The organism is Bradyrhizobium manausense, assembly GCF_018131105.1.
Taxonomy (GTDB): Bacteria; Pseudomonadota; Alphaproteobacteria; order Rhizobiales; family Xanthobacteraceae; genus Bradyrhizobium; species Bradyrhizobium manausense_B.
In genome coordinates, this window is the sequence record NZ_JAFCJI010000002.1 from 403,624 (window position 1) to 420,414 (window position 16,791).

General features: G+C 64.8%; 12 protein-coding genes. 5 read left to right on the plus strand and 7 right to left on the minus strand.

The genetic code is table 11. The annotated features are described in order from the left end of the window. Positions 1–104: 104 nt before the first annotated feature. On the minus strand, positions 105–1,334 hold the full coding sequence (locus JQ631_RS22210) for a cytochrome P450 (protein ID WP_212329184.1): 1,230 nt from the start codon (positions 1,332–1,334) through the stop codon (positions 105–107). Positions 1,335–1,465: 131 nt separating this feature from the next. Here JQ631_RS22210 and JQ631_RS22215 point away from each other — a divergent pair, with 131 nt between their 5' ends. The 3 genes from JQ631_RS22215 to JQ631_RS22225 all read left to right on the plus strand — a co-directional run bounded on the left by JQ631_RS22215 (position 1,466) and on the right by JQ631_RS22225 (position 4,607). Beyond that, positions 1,466–2,077, plus strand: coding sequence for a TetR/AcrR family transcriptional regulator (locus tag JQ631_RS22215; RefSeq protein WP_212329186.1), 612 nt, complete (start codon positions 1,466–1,468; stop codon positions 2,075–2,077). Between the two features lie 252 nt (positions 2,078–2,329). Continuing rightward, entirely contained in the window at positions 2,330–2,746 is a 417-nt protein-coding gene (locus JQ631_RS22220) for a hypothetical protein (RefSeq protein ID WP_212329188.1), read from the plus strand. Positions 2,747–2,888: 142 nt separating this feature from the next. After that, positions 2,889–4,607: a peptidoglycan-binding domain-containing protein gene (locus tag JQ631_RS22225; protein ID WP_212329190.1), complete on the plus strand. Its 1,719-nt coding sequence runs from the start codon at positions 2,889–2,891 to the stop codon at positions 4,605–4,607. Between the two features lie 72 nt (positions 4,608–4,679). Here the strand turns inward: JQ631_RS22225 and JQ631_RS22230 are convergent, their stop codons facing one another. After that, positions 4,680–5,381 carry an alpha/beta fold hydrolase gene (locus JQ631_RS22230; RefSeq protein WP_212329192.1) on the minus strand — a complete coding sequence of 234 codons (702 nt, stop codon included), beginning with the start codon at positions 5,379–5,381 and terminating at the stop codon, positions 4,680–4,682. Positions 5,382–5,631: 250 nt separating this feature from the next. Between JQ631_RS22230 and JQ631_RS22235 the strand changes: the two genes are divergently transcribed. Next, entirely contained in the window at positions 5,632–5,910 is a 279-nt protein-coding gene (locus JQ631_RS22235; protein WP_212329193.1) for a hypothetical protein, read from the plus strand. 13 nt (positions 5,911–5,923) lie between these two features. On the opposite strand, the gene JQ631_RS22240 is transcribed toward JQ631_RS22235, so the two are convergent. The 3 genes from JQ631_RS22240 to JQ631_RS22250 form a co-directional block, all read right to left on the minus strand. Beyond that, positions 5,924–8,509, minus strand: coding sequence for an EAL domain-containing protein (locus tag JQ631_RS22240; protein WP_212329194.1), 2,586 nt, complete (start codon positions 8,507–8,509; stop codon positions 5,924–5,926). Between the two features lie 157 nt (positions 8,510–8,666). After that, positions 8,667–9,968 (minus strand): MFS transporter, encoded by a 1,302-nt coding sequence (locus tag JQ631_RS22245; RefSeq protein ID WP_212331517.1) that lies wholly within the window; start codon positions 9,966–9,968, stop codon positions 8,667–8,669. 91 nt (positions 9,969–10,059) lie between these two features. Beyond that, positions 10,060–12,489: a bifunctional diguanylate cyclase/phosphodiesterase gene (locus tag JQ631_RS22250; protein WP_212329197.1), complete on the minus strand. Its 2,430-nt coding sequence runs from the start codon at positions 12,487–12,489 to the stop codon at positions 10,060–10,062. Between the two features lie 284 nt (positions 12,490–12,773). On the opposite strand from JQ631_RS22250, the gene JQ631_RS22255 reads away from it, so the two are divergent. Further along, positions 12,774–13,940 (plus strand): ABC transporter substrate-binding protein, encoded by a 1,167-nt coding sequence (locus tag JQ631_RS22255; protein ID WP_212329199.1) that lies wholly within the window; start codon positions 12,774–12,776, stop codon positions 13,938–13,940. Between the two features lie 6 nt (positions 13,941–13,946). On the opposite strand, the gene JQ631_RS22260 is transcribed toward JQ631_RS22255, so the two are convergent. Further along, positions 13,947–14,924, minus strand: coding sequence for a hydroxyacid dehydrogenase (locus JQ631_RS22260; RefSeq protein WP_212329201.1), 978 nt, complete (start codon positions 14,922–14,924; stop codon positions 13,947–13,949). Positions 14,925–14,936: 12 nt separating this feature from the next. After that, the gene (locus JQ631_RS22265) at positions 14,937–16,790 is read right to left on the minus strand and encodes a TRAP transporter large permease (RefSeq protein WP_212329203.1); all 1,854 of its coding nucleotides are present in this window, start codon (positions 16,788–16,790) and stop codon (positions 14,937–14,939) included. Between the last annotated feature and the right edge of the window lies 1 nt (position 16,791).

A 16,791-nucleotide genomic window follows, 5' to 3' on the forward strand; every position in this document is an offset into this window, starting at 1 on the left:
AGCTGAAAACCAAGCTTCAGGCGCGCCGGAACTGCCCTTATATAGGGGGAAGTGTGGCGAAGTCACAGCGACTGTTGCGCACGGAGGTTAACGCGCCCCGGGGCTTACCAGCTGGCCGGAAGCTGCTTCAGGCCCCGCAGCACGAAGGTCGAGCGCCATTCCGGGTTTTCGACGTCGTCGATGCGCAGATCCGGCAGCCGCCGCAATAGCGTGGCGATGGCGACCTCGGCCTCGATGCGGGCCAATTGGGCACCCAGGCAGAAGTGGATGCCGCCGCCGAACGACAGCGGCCGGACGTTCGGCCTCACGATGTCAAGCCTATCCGGGTGGTCGGGATAGACTGCCGGGTCGTGATTGGCCGAGCCGAGCAGGCAAAGCACGGTCTCGCCCTTGGGGATCTGCTTGCCACCGAGATCGTCGATGTCCTCCAGCGTGACGCGGCCCGTCATCTGTACTGACGAATCGTAGCGCAGAAATTCCTCGATCGCGTTGGTGATCAGGTCGGGCCGCGCCTTCAAGAGGGCGAGCTGGTCCGGATTGCGATGGAGCGCCAACAGGCCGTTGCCGATCAGGTTGACCGTCGTCTCGTGGCCGGCGCCGAACAGCAGGATGATGTTGGCCGTCAGCTCCTCATTGGTGAGCTTGTTGCCGTCCTCCTCGGCCTGCACCAGCTGGGTGATGAGGTCGTCCCCGGGACTGCGACGGCGCAGCTCGAACAGCTGCTGGAAGTACATCTGCGCCATCACGTTGGCGGCGTTGCCCTTCGCAATCTCCTCAGGCGACATCGGTACCGGATCGAGCAGGCGTCCGCCATCGCGCGAGCTCTTGTAGAACACCTCGCGATGGTCCTCGGGAATGCCGAGCATTTCGCAGATGATGGTGACAGGCAGACGGAAAGCAAAATCCTCGATCAGGTCCATGTGGCCATGATCGATCACGGCATCGATGGTCTGGTCGACGATCTCCTGGATGCGCGGCCGCATGTCCTCGACGCGGCGCGCAGTGAAGGCCTTCACGACGAGGCCGCGCAGGCGGGTGTGGTCGGGCGGATCGGATTGCAGCATCCAATGGCTCATGCTGCGGAACACGGGCTCGTTCATGATCTCGGGGCTATAGCGACGCTTGGAGCGCTCGACGAAATCCTTGCCGAAGCGCTTGTCGCGCATCACCAGGCTGACGTCGGCATGGCGGCTGGCGACGAACTGGCCGAACGGCGTCACATGGATCGGATCGATCGTGCGCAGCCGTTCGTAATGCGGATAGGGATTGCGGATGAAGTCCGGCGCCAGCGGGTTGAACAGCGGTCCGCCTGCGGGTTGCATGTGCTCGTTCATGGTGACCTCACATCGGTTGCCGCACGACACGATACGCCGATCACGGCCCCGGAGCCCGGCGTAACCATCCCTGTGAATTATCAACTCGATACATTGTTGTATCGAGTTGCATTCTGCCCTAAACTGGCGCGATGTCAAGGGTGAGAACCAGACCGACCAGGGACGACACGCGCGACAAGCTGTTCGAGGCGGCTGCGCGCGTGTTCGAGCAGGACGGCATCGGCGGCGCCAGCATCGAGGCGATCGCGGCGGAAGCCGGCTTCACACGCGGCGCGTTCTATTCCAACTTTGGGAGCAAGGACGAACTGATCTTCGCCATGCTCGAGGATCACGTCGAGCAGTCGATCCGGCGCAATATGGAGATCCTGGCGCAGCACACAAATCTCGACGATTTCATCGCGGCCTTGAAGGCGATGGATCGCGGCCGCCAGGATCCCCTCACCCGCTCGCCGCTCCTGCATATCGAGATGATCCTGTTCGTCGCACGCGCCGAGAAGCGCCGGCCAGAACTCGCGAAGCGGCTGCGCGCGCGGCGCAAACTGATCGCCGACATCGTCGAGGCGACGTTGAAGGACAGCGCCAAGGGCGAGACGCTGAACCCGCCCTGGATGGCCTCCGTCGTGCTGGCGCTGGAAGACGGCTTCCGCCTGCACCGGCTGATCGATCCCGAGACCACACCGGCCGACAGCTTCCTGCGTGCGATCACGGATCTGCGGCGCAGGACGGGATTGGCGTCGAACTAGAGCCTTTTCGCGTGTGCCAAACCGTCGCAGTCCGGGGAACGGCGCGACGCAACGTGCGTGCGCGGAACAGCGGAACGCACCAATTACTTCAACCATCGCGATCAGCGACAGGCCCGCTGTCGGGAGACGCGCGGCATCGAGATGAACGCGCATTTATCTTCATGACTCTTTAGTCTCTCCCCACGCGCGCTTGCAACTTTTGCCCGTTGTTTCTGTTGGCCCGACATCACAACACCAACGAGGAGGAAGCACATGAACAAGACTGCGCTGGTTCTCGCAACCGTCGGCGCCCTCGGCGTGAGCGCCGTGGCAGCACCCACGCCTGCGGAAGCGCGCTGGCGTGGCGGCTTCGGCCCGGCGCTGGCAGGCGGATTGATTGCAGGCGCCGTCTTCGGCGGCCTGGCCTCTTCCGCTTACGCGTATGGTCCAGGCTACGGCTACTACGGCCCGGGTTACGGCTACTACGGCGGTTACGCGCCGGCGTATTACGGCGGCGGCTACGACCCCTACCCGTGGGGCGGTTACTCCACGACCTACTACAGCAGTGGGTATGCCCCGGCCTATTACGGCTACCGCTATCGCCGCGTCGTGCGTCCAGCTTACGCCTACTATGGCGCTCCGTTCCCGCGGCGGCACTTCTATCACCATCGCTGGCACCATCACTGGTGATGTGAAGCGGCAAGACAGGGTCAGCGCGGAACGCTGACCCCTCGATTTCAAGTGGCAGGTCGATGCTGCGGCTCTCGACGAGAGAGATCACGCGCGGCCGCGATCAGCAGGACTTTCACCAGACAAATCCAAGGAGACCGAGATGAACGTTGGAAAGAAGAAGTTTCTATTGACCACAGCAGTGCTGTTCGCCGGCGTCAGCCTGGCGTCGGTGCAGGGATCCGCGCAAGGCATGCGCGAAGGTGCCGGCGGCGGAATGAGTGCTGGCGGCGGAGCCGGCGGCAGCGCCAGCGGTGGTGCTGCAGAACATTCCAGCGGCGCGACGTCGCACGGTGCAGGCGGTGCCTCCCACAGCGAAGGCATGACCCAGGGCCGCGCCGGCGGCCGGGCAGAAGGTTCCGCCACGACGCACGAAAGCAGCCGCGCCGCCGACAAGGGTGACAAGCAGACCGTCGGCCAGGGGCGCGATCACGACACTTCGCGCCAGTCGCAATCCGCGCACGAGAAGCAGGGCAAGGGCCAGACCGTCGGTCAGTCGCATGGCGATCGCGACCACGCGCGCCAGTCCAAATCCGAGAGCGACAAGAGCGAACAGAAGAACCAGACTGTCGGCCAGAGCCGCAACGATCGCACGCATCAGTCGCAAGGCGCAGAGCAGAACAAGAGCACGACAACGGGCGCCAACACCAGGGACAACGCCCGGGACAAGAGTGCGCAAGACAAGAGCACCCAGGACAAGAACGCCGAAGGCAAGAATGCGCAGGGTCAGAGCACCACCACGACCGGTGCGAATACCAAGAGCGACGCCCAGAACAAGAACGCGCAGGATCAGAGCAAGACGACCACCGGCGCGAACACTGGCAGCAACGCCCAGAGCCAGAACGCGCAGGGCACGACGACCGGTGCCAACACGCAGGGACAGACCAACGCCCAGGCGCAGACCCAAAACGGAGCTACCCAGAGCATGTCCGGCCGCGTGCAGGTGAGCGCGCAGCAGCAGACACGATTGCAACAGTCGGTGCTGAGCTCGCGCAATGTTGCGCGGGTGCGGGTCAATGACAATGCGATCCACTTCCGCGTCAATGCCGGCGTGGTGGTGCCGCGGAACATCTCGGTGATCGCGGTCTCGGACTATCCGGCGCTGATCGACGTCTACCCGGACTACCGCGACGACAGCTTCTTCGTCGTGAATGACGAGATCGTCGTCACCGACCACAGCCGCAGGATCGTCGACGTCATTCCCGCGGGTCCGCGGACACATTATGCCCACCGCGGCAGCTCGAGCGGTGGCAGCAGCAGCGTTGCAGCGCTGAATCTCAGCCCCGACGAGATCCGTATCGTTCAGCGCGTCCTGATCCAACGCGGCATACTGTCCGGCGAGGCCGACGGCATCCTCGGACCGGATACGCGCCACGCACTGATCTCCTTCCAGCGACAGGAGGGCTTCCAGGCGAGCGGCTCGATCGATACCCGCACCGTCGCTGCGCTTGGCGTGTCCAACCAGATCAGCGCCACCCAGGGCCAGTCGACGACGGTCGGCCAGGGCGGAAACAACCAGTCGACGCAGCAGAACACCACCGGGCAAGGCACCGGTCAGGGCAACGCGCCGGCGCAGCAGAACCAGACCACTGGTCAGGCTCCGCAGAACCAGCCGTCCACGACCGGCCAGGCTCAGCAGAACCAGCCGGCGAACTCGGGCCAGGCCAGCACGAAACCGCCGTCGGGTCAGACGACCGGCCAGGCCCCGAGCAACAACCAGTCGACCGGTCAGCCCAGCACCAACCAGAACAGCCAGACTGGACAGACCAACCAGAACAATGCCCCGCCGCCGTCGACGTCAGGGCAGCCGGCCAAGAAGTAATCCAGCCGGTGACACGCCTTGAGCCCCGCCTTTGGCGGGGCTCTTTCGCGAATGGTAGTGGAACAATCCGGATCAGCCTTTTTGAAGTGCAGCTGCCGCCTTGCGTATCACATCGATCACGATGGCGGGCTGGGACAGCATCGGCACGTGGCTGCTCGTCACTTCGGTGATGGTCGCGCCCATGCGCTTGGAGACCCAGCGTTGCAGATCGGGATTTACGGTGCGGTCCTGCGTGGCCAGAATGTACCAGCTCGGCTTCGACCGCCACGCGACCTTGTCCGCGGTGAGCTTCTGCTGCTGGAATAAATCGGCGACGGGCGCATAGTGGGTGGCCCACACCAGCTTCTGGTCCGCCTCGGAAAGATCGCCCGCGAAGAACTCCGTGCCGTTCGGAAGCAGCCACGCACGCCCATCCGCGATCTCGACGCGGGAGAAAATATCCGACGGATACTTCTCGAGCTGGTCCTGCACGGTCTCGCCGGCATCCGGCGCGACCGCAGCAATGTAGACGAGACCAGCCACGCGCTCGTCAGTGCCCGCGCCGGTGATGGTGGCGCCGCCATAGGAATGACCGACGAGCAGGACAGGGCTATCGACGCGGTTGAGCGTGCGCTTCACCGTCGCCAGGTCTTCTTCGTAGGAGTCCAGACCGTATTGAACGGCGATCACCTCATGCCCGTCCGCCTGCAATGCCGGAATGACTTTGCTGAAGCACGAGCCGTCGGCCCAGATGCCGTGACAGAAAACGATCGCTGGTTTGGCTTTCGCGGGCATTTGCACTCCTTTGCAATTGGAGAGCGCAGTATGGGCGATGAAGCAGCGATGTCTTTCGCGTTAGCACGATAGAGGGAATCAGACCTGCGGAGAAGCGCTGCAGCGAAGCAATTCATCAGCGCCTCCAGGGCAGGTCGTGTGTTCTCGCAAACGAAGATGCGTCTTCGAAAGAACCAGGGTTCGTTCGCGGTGATAAGCCTTTGATGTCGCTTACGGGTCCGGCTTCTCGAAATCCAGGAAGGTGCTTCCGATGGGTCTGCTGTCAAAAACGGCCATAGCAACGGCAGTGTTCGCGATCGTTTCAGGTCAGGCGCTTTCGCAAGCCTGCTGGGACTTCAAGCCGGACATGGCCTACATGTATCGCGGGCCTGGAAACATGACGACCGTCGCCTTTCGAGAAGGCCATCGCGACGGGATCATGAAATACGCAACGAAGGTGCCGACGAAGACCGTCTTCTTCATGAAGGATGGCGAACTCTACTCAGCATCGGGAATGCCGGATTCGTTCAACGGACTTCATATGGAATGATCTGCCCGTAGCGCTACGCCGAGCGTTTCACCACAGCCGTCGCCCCCGGCTTGATGTCCAGCCGGCCGAGCATCGCCCTCGCCTGCTCGGCGCAGTGCTCGATCAGCCAACGCTCGAAGGCGACGGGCGCGAGCGCAGGGGCATAGAGGAAGCCCTGGACGACGTCGCAGCCGAGCTCTGCGAGCACCTTGCGCTGGCCTTCGGTCTCGACGCCTTCGGCGACCACGGTCATTCCGAGCCCTTGACCGACGCGCACCACGGCAGTGGCGATGGCAACTGCGCTCGCGTCCTTCTCAATGTCTCGCATGAAACTGCGGTCGATCTTCAACTCGCGGATCGGCAGATGCGCAAGCCGGCTGAGGCTCGAATAGCCGGTACCGAAATCGTCGACGGACAGGCCGACGCCGAGCGCGCGGATCGCGTGCATCGTCTCCAGCGCAGCCGCGCCATCCTGCATGAAAGTGCCTTCGGTGATCTCCAGCATCAGGGCATCCGGCGGCAACTGATATTCGGCGAGAATGTCTTCGAGCCGCGCAGCCAGCGTGACGTTGCGGAAATTGATCGGCGACAGATTGACCGAGACGGAGGGAATGTTGAGCCCGGCGCGGCGCCAGATCGCCATCTGCCGGCAGGCCTCGCGCACCGACCACAGGCCGATCTGCTCGATCAGGCCGCATTCTTCTGCGAGCGGAATGAACCTTGCCGGTGAGACATCGCCGAGCGCGGCGTCGCGCCATCGCGCCAGCGCCTCGACGCCATGGATGGCGCCGTCGCTGCTGCGGATCTGCGGCTGATAGCTCAGGCTCAGGGCATTGTCGACGATGGCGCGGCGAAGCGCTGCAATCATCGCCAGCCGCTGCTCGGCGAGCCCGTTCATCTCGGCAGAGAACATGCGATGGGTCGAGCGGCCGGCCTGCTTGGCCATGTACATGGCGGCATCGGCCTGCTGCATCAGCGTGTCGATGTCGGTGGCATGATCAGGATAGAGGCTGATGCCGATGCTGGCCGACATCGGCATCAGCTTCGATCCGAGCCGCAGCGGCGCGGCCAGCGCCTCGGCGATCCCGGTCGCGACGTGCTCGGCGCTCTCGGCATTGCGGTTCGGCAGCAGGATGACGAACTCATCGCCGCCGAGCCGGCCCAGCATGTCCTCGGGGCCGATCTGCTCGCGCAAACGCTGCGCCAGCCGGATCAGCAGCTCGTCGCCCGCGGCGTGGCCGAGCGTGTCGTTGACGTCCTTGAAATGGTCGACATCGAGAAAGGCCAGCGCGACATGGCCGCCGGTCGGGCAGGCATCGATTGCGGTGGTGATCAGGTGCCGCAGTTGCGCGCGGTTGGGCAGGCCGGTGAGGATGTCGTGATAGGCGAGCCGCGCGATCTCCGCGCGCGCCTCCTTGCGCTCGATCGCGAAGGCACCGAGGTTGACGCAGGCATCGACGATGCGCCGGTGCCAGTTGCTCGGCGCGCGCGGCTCGCGGAAATAGAAGGCGAAGGTGGCGATGACGCGACCGTCCTTGGCCTTGATCGGTGTCGACCAGCAGGCGTGCAAGCCGATTTCGAGCGGCATGGCCTTGTAGGGCTGCCAGCGCGGATCAGTGTCGAGATCTTCGGCCAGAACCGGCTCGCCGTAGAAGGCGGCGGTACCGCAGGAGCCGACATGAGGGCCGATCGGGATGCCGTCGAGCGCGCGGGAATAGGCGTCAGGCAGGCTCGGACCGCCGAGCGGGTGGATCAATCCCGCGGAATCGATATGGAGCAGCGAGCAGACGACGTCAGGCGCGATCTCCTCGACACGGCGGCACAGCCGGTCGGCAATCTCGGTGATCGGGACCTCGTCGGCGAGCGCACTCATGATGAGCTGCTGGAGCGAGCGCAACTGCCTGGACTCGGTGATGTCCTCCAGCAGCGCGAAGATGTGCTTGACGCGGCCCTTCTTGTCGCGGAAAGCGTCGACCCGGGCAGAAACCCAGATTTCCTCGCCATCCTTGGTGTAGACCATCGTCTCGACCTCACCACGCCGGCCGCCGTCGAGCAGTCGCTTGACCAGCTTCGCGATCGCGGTGCGGTTGGTGTGGCAGCCGGCGATGAGCTCGCCTGCGCGCCGTCCCTCGGCCTCCTCGCTGGTGTAGCCGAACAGCGTCGTGAAGGACGAATTGACGTAGCGGATGTTCTGCTCGACGTCAGTGATGATCACCGCGCGGTTGGTCTGATCGGAGACCGCGTTCAGCAGCCCGATCCTGACGCGGCGCTCGGCGTCGGCGGTGACGTCGCGCGCGAACAAAATGTGATGGGTTTCGCCGCCGATGATCGCCGACGACAGCGCGATCGTCGCCTTGATCCGGCTGCCATCGCGCCGCATCAGGCTGATCTCGTCGCGAAAATCCGCGACCGGATCGGCCTGAAGGCATTTGAGCGTGAGAATTGCGGCATCGTGGCCGAGCGCGTCGGCGCGCCCGAGCTTCCAGATGCGCTCCGCGCCGGCGTTGAAATGGGTGATGCGATGGGCGGCATCGACGATGACGATGCCGTCGTCGGCGCATTCGAGCGCCGCGCGCAGCACGTCCGGCATTTCTGTCACAAGGCGGTCGCTGGTCGTCATGGTCGGGCCCGGCAGCATCAGAGCAATGCGGCAATTTGCCCAAGGCTAACGCTTCGATGGTGTCCAAGACGTTTTTGCAACCGGCTCGCGTGCAGCCAAGCCGCGACATGCTTAACATTCCGCCAAAGATGCGGAGGCAATCCAGCGCAGAAGGAACCTATCCTGCCCCGGTTCCGGACTGGAGCGCATGCAGTCGGCCCGCCACGGCCCGCACCTTGCCGGGCGAGGCCCGCCAGACCGACAGCGCCGAGAGGCCGCTGACGATGATGGCAATGCCGAACGCAAGCGTGTAGTCGCCGGCGCGATCGTAGAGCAGGCCGGTCAACCAGGGGCCGGCCGCGCCGCCCGCCAGCGCCGCGAGCATGATCATGCCGAAGATGCTGCCCTGGTGGCGGCCCTGGAAGATCTCGAACACCACCGCGCCCATGATCGAGGTGAGGCCGTAGCCGAGCGCGCCTTGCGTGAACACCATCAGGCAGACCAGCCAGAACGAGGGTTGGTATTTCAGCGCGATCAGTGCGGCGAAGCAGATCGCAAAGCCGGCGCAGCTGATCGCCCAGACCCATTCCCGTCCGATGCGATCGGAGATGTGGCCGAGAAAAATCTGCCCGGGGATGCCGAGCAGGCTGACGGCGCCGAGCGCCCATACCGCAACACCGGGGCTGAAACCGATGTCGAGCAGGAATTTTGTCTGGTGCACCTGCACCGCGTACCAGATGTACAGGCCGCAGAAATAGCCGAGCGCGATCCACCAGAAGCGCGCGGTCGCGACCGCCCGTCTCAGCGTCCAGTCGGTCGCGGCCCAGACGGGATCGACGACGTTGGAGACCGGCTTGACGGCCCCCGCCGCCGGCGCAGCGTCGCCGTCCGGCTGGAGGCCGATGTCTTCGGGACGCTTGTGCAGGAGCAGATTGATCGGCGCCAGCACGATCAGGATCATCAATCCCATCGCGGTGCAGGCCGTGCGCCAACCGGTCTGCTCGATCAGGTGCTGCACCCATGGCAGCAGCGTCACCGAACCAATGCCGACGCCCGCAAAGGCGATGCCGATGGCAAAGCCGCGCTTGCGGATGAACCAGTTCGGCAGGAACAGCGACTGGCCGGAATAGCCGAGACACACCGAACCGGCGCCGACCATGACGCCAAGCGTCGAATAGAGATGCCAGGGTTGGCTCGTGAGCGGCGCGAGCAGCAGCCCGCCGGCCATCAGCGCCACACCGAGCAACATCACCGCGCGCGGCCCCGCACGATCCATCAGCCGGCCGATCAGCGGGCTCGCCACGCCGGAGGCGACGAAACCAAAGGAGAAGGCGCCCGCGGTGACGCCGCGCTCCCAGCCGAACTCGGAGAGGATCGGCGGAAAGAACAGCGAAAAGGAGGTGCGCGCGTTGACGCCGATGGCCATGGTGACAAACGTCACGGCAACCACGACCCAGCCGTAGAAGAACGGAAGCCGCATTTTTCTGTATTTCATCCCTAGATGATCACTACCGATCATCCGGGACTGCCCGGGTCAAGCGATTTTCGAGGATGCGGCCTGAGCGGCCGGCTCAGGCCGCGTCGCGCTGCGGGCGCTCGGCGGGCTCGTCGAGCTCGATCCGGTCGATCGGCAGCGGGCGGCCGAACAGATAGCCTTGCGCGAAATTGACGCCGAGCGCCTTCAGCCGCTCGAACTCCTCCTCCGTCTCGACGCCCTCGGCCGTGACCGACATGTCGAGCCCGCGCGCGAGCGTCACGATCGAGGAGATGATGGCGGACGAGCGCGGATGGTGCGTGAGGTTGCGGATGAACGACTTGTCGATCTTGATCTTGTCGAACGGGAACGCGGTGAGATAGCTGAGCGAGGAATAGCCGGTACCGAAATCGTCGAGCGCAAGCTCGATGCCGATGTTCTTGAGCCGCTCCATGAAGGCGTGGTTCTCGGTGCCGCGTTCCAGCAGCACGGATTCGGTGATCTCGATCTCGAGCCGTTGCGGCGACAGGCCGGAATCCCGCAATGCCGCGCAGATGACGTCGAACAGATCGGCTTCCTTGAACTGGATCGGCGACAGGTTCACCGCGACCATCAGGTCGGAGGGCCAATTGGCCGCATCGGCGCAGGCGCGACGCAGCACGAATTCGCCGAGCGGCACGATCAGCCCGGTCTCCTCGGCGAGCGCGATGAACTGATCCGGCGGAATCAGCCCGCGGGTCGGATGCCGCCAGCGCACCAGCGCCTCGAAGCCGCGCCGCGCGCCGGCGCCGACATCCATGAACGGCTGATAGTGCACCTCGAGCTGGCAGCACGCGATGGCGTCGCGCAGATCCCCTTCCAGCGTGTTGCGCGCCTCGAGCTCGACCGACATCGCCTCGTCATAGATGGTGAAGCAGTTGCGGCCGGCCGATTTCGAGCGGTAAAGCGCAAGGTCGGCCTTCTTCAGCAGTTGCTCCTGGTCGCTGCCGTGATCCGGCGCGACCGCAATGCCGATGCTGGTGCCGATCTCGACGCGATGCCCGGGCAACAGGAACGGCTCGGCGACAAGCTTGGCGATCCGCGCCGCGAGTTCGGTCGAAGAGACGCGCTGATCCTCGCTGCTCTCCTGGATGATGGCGAATTCGTCGCCGCCGAGCCGCGCCAGCACGTCGGTGGCACGCACAGCGGATTTCAGCCGCTGCGCCACCAGGCGCAACAGCGCATCGCCGGCCCCATGGCCGAGCGAATCGTTGACGTTCTTGAAGCGGTCGAGATCGAGCATCAGGATCGAGAAGGACCAGCCACCGTTCTCCAGCTGGCCGTTCAGTTCGTCGAGCCGGGCGAGGAAGAAGGCGCGGTTCGGCAATCCGGTCAGCACGTCGGTCTGCGCCAGCTCAAGCACGCGCCGGTTGGCCAGCGACAGTCGCCGCGAATTGCGGCTCGCGAGCATCAGATAGGTCGACAGCGACAGCGTCAGCAGCATGCCGACGATCAGCACGGCTGCGGCGCGATCATAAGTCGTCTGCAGCGGACCGCCCGCGGTCGGAACTGCCCTCACCTGCCAATCTGTGTCGCCGATCTTGAGGCCGCCCGACCAATGCCGGCCACGCGCGATATCGCGCATCGATTGCGGTGCATCCGCTGCGGACGCATAATCGGGCAACATCCCTTCCAGGCTGACGATGCGCGCGCTGAAGGGCTGATAGACGTTCATGCTTACTGCGGGGCTGGCCCCTGTCCTGACGCGGATCGCCTGCATCAGCATCGGCAGGTCGAAGATGCCGACAACGAAGCCCGAGATGTTGCGGCGGAGGTCAGTGACTGTGTCACGCGAGGTACCCTTGGCGTAGACGGGCACCACGACGAGCACGTTGGGCAATTGGCCGCCCTCGCTCCGGGCATAGAGCTCGGTGCGGATCGCGGCGATGTGGTCATTGTCCCGCGCACGCTCGAGCGCGGCCTTGCGGTCGGGCACGCTCATATAGTCCATGCCGTAGACACGCGATGTCTTCGACTGTGTCGAGTAGAAGATCGGGTAATACTCGTCGACTTGCGGCGCGGTGACGAAGCTGCCGCCTTCGAGCGCCCTGATGTGATAGCTCGATACGCCGTCGGCAATCGCCGCAGCCTCGTATTCGGCGCGCTCCTTGCGGGTGATCCGCGGCAGCCAGCCGACGCGCAGCAAGCCGGGATAACGTTCGAACAGGCGGCCGCTGAACGTCTCGAATTCGCTGCGTGTAACCCCCTCGTTGGAGGATTCAAACAGGGTGCGCAGCGCCACGAGCCGGCTGATATACTCGTTCATGCCGTTCTGCATGACGATGGACTGCGTCTCGGCGGCGTTTTCGAACTCGATCTTGTTGACGCGGTCCTCCCAGCGCGCCACCGCGGCGGCGCCGGCGAGCGAGAACAGCAGGCCGACGGCAGCGGCGACCAGCGCAGGACGATGGGCGCCGAGCAGCGACGCCATGCGCCCCCCTCCAGTCATACGCCTTCGATCCTGATCGTTCTGATCGCGATCGCCCATCTCGATTCCGCACATCCCCTCGGCGTGGCGCTCGAACTTAGGGTTGAGCCGCCGTAGCGACTATCGGACAAGGAACCGGGTTAAGAACTGCACAATATTGGAACCGACCCTCCGCACATGACGAGGCGTAGTTAACGATTGACCCGCACATTGCCGCAGTCGGGCGGCGGATTGCTGCTTTTACCCGGAATCCTACGGATCGCTCTCTCGGCCGCGGTTAGCGCCCTGTTCAGCCCGCGGACCTATGATGGCCGCAGCCTTTCCTGCATCTGGCGAGTTCCCTCATGAAACGATCGCGCGCGGCGACATGCATCGCGCTCGCCGCCGCGCTGCTGGCGGCCGCAACGCTGACGGCAAGAGGCGACGAGGCCGGCGTCAGCGATAACGCAATCCTGTTCGGCCAGGCCGCCGCGCTCGAAGGTCCCTCCGCCGTGCTCGGACAACGCATGCGGCAGGGCATCGTCGCAGCCTTCACCGAGGTCAATACCAAGGGCGGCGTCCATGGCCGCAAGCTCCAGCTCATCAGCCGCGACGATGGCTACGATCCCGACCGTTCCGTCATGCAGACGCTGCGGTTGATCGAGGACGACAAGGTGTTCGCGCTGATCGGTGCGGTTGGCACACCGACCGCGATGGCGACCATCCCGATCACGAGCGCGCGGGGCGTACCCTTCATCGCACCCGTCAGCGGCGCCGCGCTGCTGCGCGACCTCGAATTGACGAATGTCGTGAACATCCGCGCGAGTTACAGCGCGGAATCGGAAACCATCATCAAGCATCTGACCGAGGATCGCCACTTCACCCGGATCGGCATCTTCTATCAGGACGATTCCTTCGGCCGGGATGGCCTCACGGGTGTGAAGTCAGCGCTTGCCAGGCGCGGCCTCGAACTCGCCGCTGAAGGCACCTTCGAGCGCAACACCCGCGCTGTCGGCGCGGCCTGGCGCACGATCAAGCGCGCCGAGCCCGAGGCGATCGTCATGGTCGGGACCTATGGTCCGAGTGCCGAGTTCATCAAGCTCGCGCATCGCAGCGGCCTCTCACCGACGTTCGTCAACATCTCCTTCGTCGGCGCCACCGCGCTCGCCAAGGAACTCGGCCCGGATGGCGAAGGCGTCGTCATCGCACAGGTCGTGCCGTTTCCCTGGGATCGTTCGATCAAGCTGGTCGCCGACTACCAGGCGGCGCAGGCCGCCTTCGATCCGACGCTGGCACCTGATTTCGTGTCGCTCGAAGGTTATCTCTCCGGTCGCCTCGCGGCAGCCGCGCTGGAAAAAGCCGGACCGAACCCGACCCGCGCAAGCCTGCTGCGCACGATCAACGAGATCGGCCGTTTCGATATCAGCGGCAGCATCGTCACCGTCGGCGTTCGCGCGATCGAGACGCCGCCGAAGGTGTTCTTGACGGTGATCCAGAAGGATGGATCGTTCAGGGCTGTGGACGGACTGTAGGGCCGTTCAAGTCCGCCGCGTCCAGCGCTCGGCGTTGACGGCACCGTGCGGGGCCTCGCCCTTGATGATGGCGTCGACCTGACGCACGGTTTCGAGCGACTGGTACTCGATCGCCTGCGGCGTCAGTCCACCGACATGCGGCGTCGCGACGACGTTCTGAAGCTTTGCCAATTCCGGCGTCGGCATCTGGTCGGGCGCCCGGCCGACATCCATCGCAGCACCGGCGATGCGGTTCTCCAGCAGCGCCTTCGCAAGCGCCGCCTCGTCGACCAGATTGCCGCGCGACAGATTGATGAAGACGGCATGCGTCTGCATGCGCGCCAGCGCCGCCTCCCCGATCAGCTTCTCGGTCTGCTCGTTGGCGATGGCGAGGCAGACGACGTAGTCGGAAGCCGCAAGGAGCTCATCGAGGCCGACCTGCTTGATCGCGCTGTCGCTAACGGTGGCGAAGGGATCGGAGACCAGCACTTCCATGCGCATCACCTTGGCGATCTCGGCGAGATAGCGCCCGATGCTGCCAAAGCCGATGATGCCGATTGTGCTGCCGGCGAGCTGCCGGCCCATCCGCGCTTCCGGTTTGCGGCCGGCATGGTAATCCGCCGTCGCCCGCGACACGCCGCGCGACAGGTCGACCATGTAGCCGACCGCGAGTTCCGCGACCGCCTGCACGAAGCCGGGACCGGCGCGCGTCACCAGCACGCCGGCTTGCGAGGCGGCATCGACATCGACGTTGCGGATATCGACGGCACAGCGAACGAAGGCGCGCAGACGCGGCAGCTGCGCAAAGATCTCGCCGGGGCCTGCGGTCATGCGATCCGCGACGATGATGTCGGCGTCCTTTGCCGCATTGACGAGATTCGCAGAGTCCAGCGCCTGATCGCCCTCGTGCAGCACCACGTCGGCGACGGCGCGCAGGCCGTTCAGGCTGCGGTCACCGTAATAATTTCGACGCATCTCCGGCGTGTGAGCCAGCAGGACCTTCACGGCAACACTCCTTCAATAGCCGAATGCGCGCGGCAGGGCGGTGCTCAGCCATGGCACGAAGGCGATGACGAGCAGGCAGAGGAACAGCAGCCCGAGATAGCCCAGGATCGGCTTCACCGTCTGCTCAATCGGCACATTGCCAATCAGGCAGGCGCCGTAGAGCCCAAGCCCGAGCGGCGGCGCGAACAGGCCGACGCCCATCGCGATCACCAGCACCACGCCGAAATGCAGCGGATCGATGCCCAGCTGCACCGCGACCGGCAACAGCAGCGGCCCGAAGATGATGAGCGCGGCGGCGCCTTCCAGCACCGAGCCCATCACGATCAGCACGGCGATGGCGAGCAGGATGAACAGCCAGGTACCTGATGTCTTGGACAGGCCCAGCATGAACTCGCCGACTGCATGCGGCACCTGCTGCAAGGTCAGCGTGAAGGCCAGCGATTGCGCGGCAGCGACGATGAACAGTACCAGCCCCGCGCGCGTCGCCGCCTGGACGAAACTATGCGCGGCTGATTTGAAGCTGAGTTCGCGGAACACCACGCTGCCGACGACAAGCGCGTAGGCCACGGCGAAGGCGGAGATTTCGGTGGCCGTGGCGAAGCCGCTCTTGAAGCCGAAGAAGATCATGAAGATCAGGCCGAATGAGGCTATCGCGCCGCTCCACAGGCCCGATACCGGCACCTGCGGCTCGACCTCTTCGGCGTCGGCAGGCGGCTTGCCGAAGATGATGGAGAAGGCGATCAGGACGGCCGCCATCAACGCCGCCGGCAGGAGGCCGGCCATGAACAGGCCACCGATCGAGAGGTTCGCGACAAAGCCCAGAATGATCAGGTTGATGCAGGGCGGAATGGTCTCCGCCATCACCGCGGACGCCGCGAGCAGCGCCACCGCACTGCCGGGATTCTGCTTCGAGCGGCGCGCCGCCGGGATCAGCACAGAGCCAACGGCGGCAACGTCGGCCATCTTGGAGCCGGAGATGCCCGAGAACAGCACCATCGAGGCCACCATCACCACGTTCAGGCCACCGCGCATGCGGCCGACCGCGCGCTGCAACAGCTCGATCAGACGCACCGACATGCCGTTGGCTTCCATGAGGTAGCCGACGAGGATGAAGAACGGAATCGCGAGCAGCACGAAATTGTCGATACCGCGCGCCATCTGCTGGGCGAAGATGACGCCGGGCAGCGCGCCCTCGACCCAGATGAAGATCAGTGCGGCCAGCGCCAACGCAAAGCCGATCGGCAATCCGCCGAACAGCGTCGCGAAGAAGCCGATCAGCATCAGCACGCCCGCCGAGGGCACCGAGGATGGCGACAGATAATCCCAGGCGAGATAGAGGCCCGCCACTACAGCGACGGTGATGAGACCCTTGGCGATATCGGGCAGCGGGCGGGCGCAGAGATGGTCGATCGCGAACACCGTCATGAACAGCGCGCCGATGCCCATCGGATAGAACGTCAATTCCAGCGGCAGGCCGGAGCCGGTGGTCTGCCCCGACGTCAGCGATCCCAGCTTGATCGCATTGTAGGCGACGTAGCCGGAGATCAGCACGACGAGCACGGCGCTGGCCGCGTCGACCAGCGTACGCAGCCGCAGCGAAAGCAGGTCGCGGAAGAAGGACACGCCGACATTTTCGCCGCGCGCGAGCGCACTCGCCGCGCCAAAGAACGCGGAGCCGACCATCAACCCGCGCGCAACGTCGTCAGACCATTCGACCGGCGCATTCAAGAAGAAGCGCAGCAGCACGGAAACGCAGACGACCGCGAGATCGGCGGCCAGCAGAATGGCCGCGATCGTGTCGCTGCAGCGAAGCAGAAGCCCAATGCTCCCGTGTCGACCGCCCGAGAGCGGCACGGCCTCTGTCATC

Excerpts from the sequence above, each read along its gene's own strand:
- JQ631_RS22255 (WP_212329199.1), top strand. The coding sequence starts at position 12,774 with ATGAAACGATCGCGCGCGGCGACATGCATCGCGCTCGCCGCCGCGCTG.
- JQ631_RS22240 (WP_212329194.1), bottom strand. The coding sequence starts at position 8,509 with ATGACGACCAGCGACCGCCTTGTGACAGAAATGCCGGACGTGCTGCGC.
- JQ631_RS22265 (WP_212329203.1), bottom strand. The coding sequence starts at position 16,790 with ATGACAGAGGCCGTGCCGCTCTCGGGCGGTCGACACGGGAGCATTGGG.
- JQ631_RS22235 (WP_212329193.1), top strand. The coding sequence starts at position 5,632 with ATGGGTCTGCTGTCAAAAACGGCCATAGCAACGGCAGTGTTCGCGATC.
- JQ631_RS22220 (WP_212329188.1), top strand. The coding sequence starts at position 2,330 with ATGAACAAGACTGCGCTGGTTCTCGCAACCGTCGGCGCCCTCGGCGTG.
- JQ631_RS22225 (WP_212329190.1), top strand. The coding sequence starts at position 2,889 with ATGAACGTTGGAAAGAAGAAGTTTCTATTGACCACAGCAGTGCTGTTC.
- JQ631_RS22245 (WP_212331517.1), bottom strand. The coding sequence starts at position 9,968 with ATGCGGCTTCCGTTCTTCTACGGCTGGGTCGTGGTTGCCGTGACGTTT.
- JQ631_RS22210 (WP_212329184.1), bottom strand. The coding sequence starts at position 1,334 with ATGAACGAGCACATGCAACCCGCAGGCGGACCGCTGTTCAACCCGCTG.
- JQ631_RS22250 (WP_212329197.1), bottom strand. The coding sequence starts at position 12,489 with ATGGGCGATCGCGATCAGAACGATCAGGATCGAAGGCGTATGACTGGA.
- JQ631_RS22215 (WP_212329186.1), top strand. The coding sequence starts at position 1,466 with ATGTCAAGGGTGAGAACCAGACCGACCAGGGACGACACGCGCGACAAG.
- JQ631_RS22230 (WP_212329192.1), bottom strand. The coding sequence starts at position 5,381 with ATGCCCGCGAAAGCCAAACCAGCGATCGTTTTCTGTCACGGCATCTGG.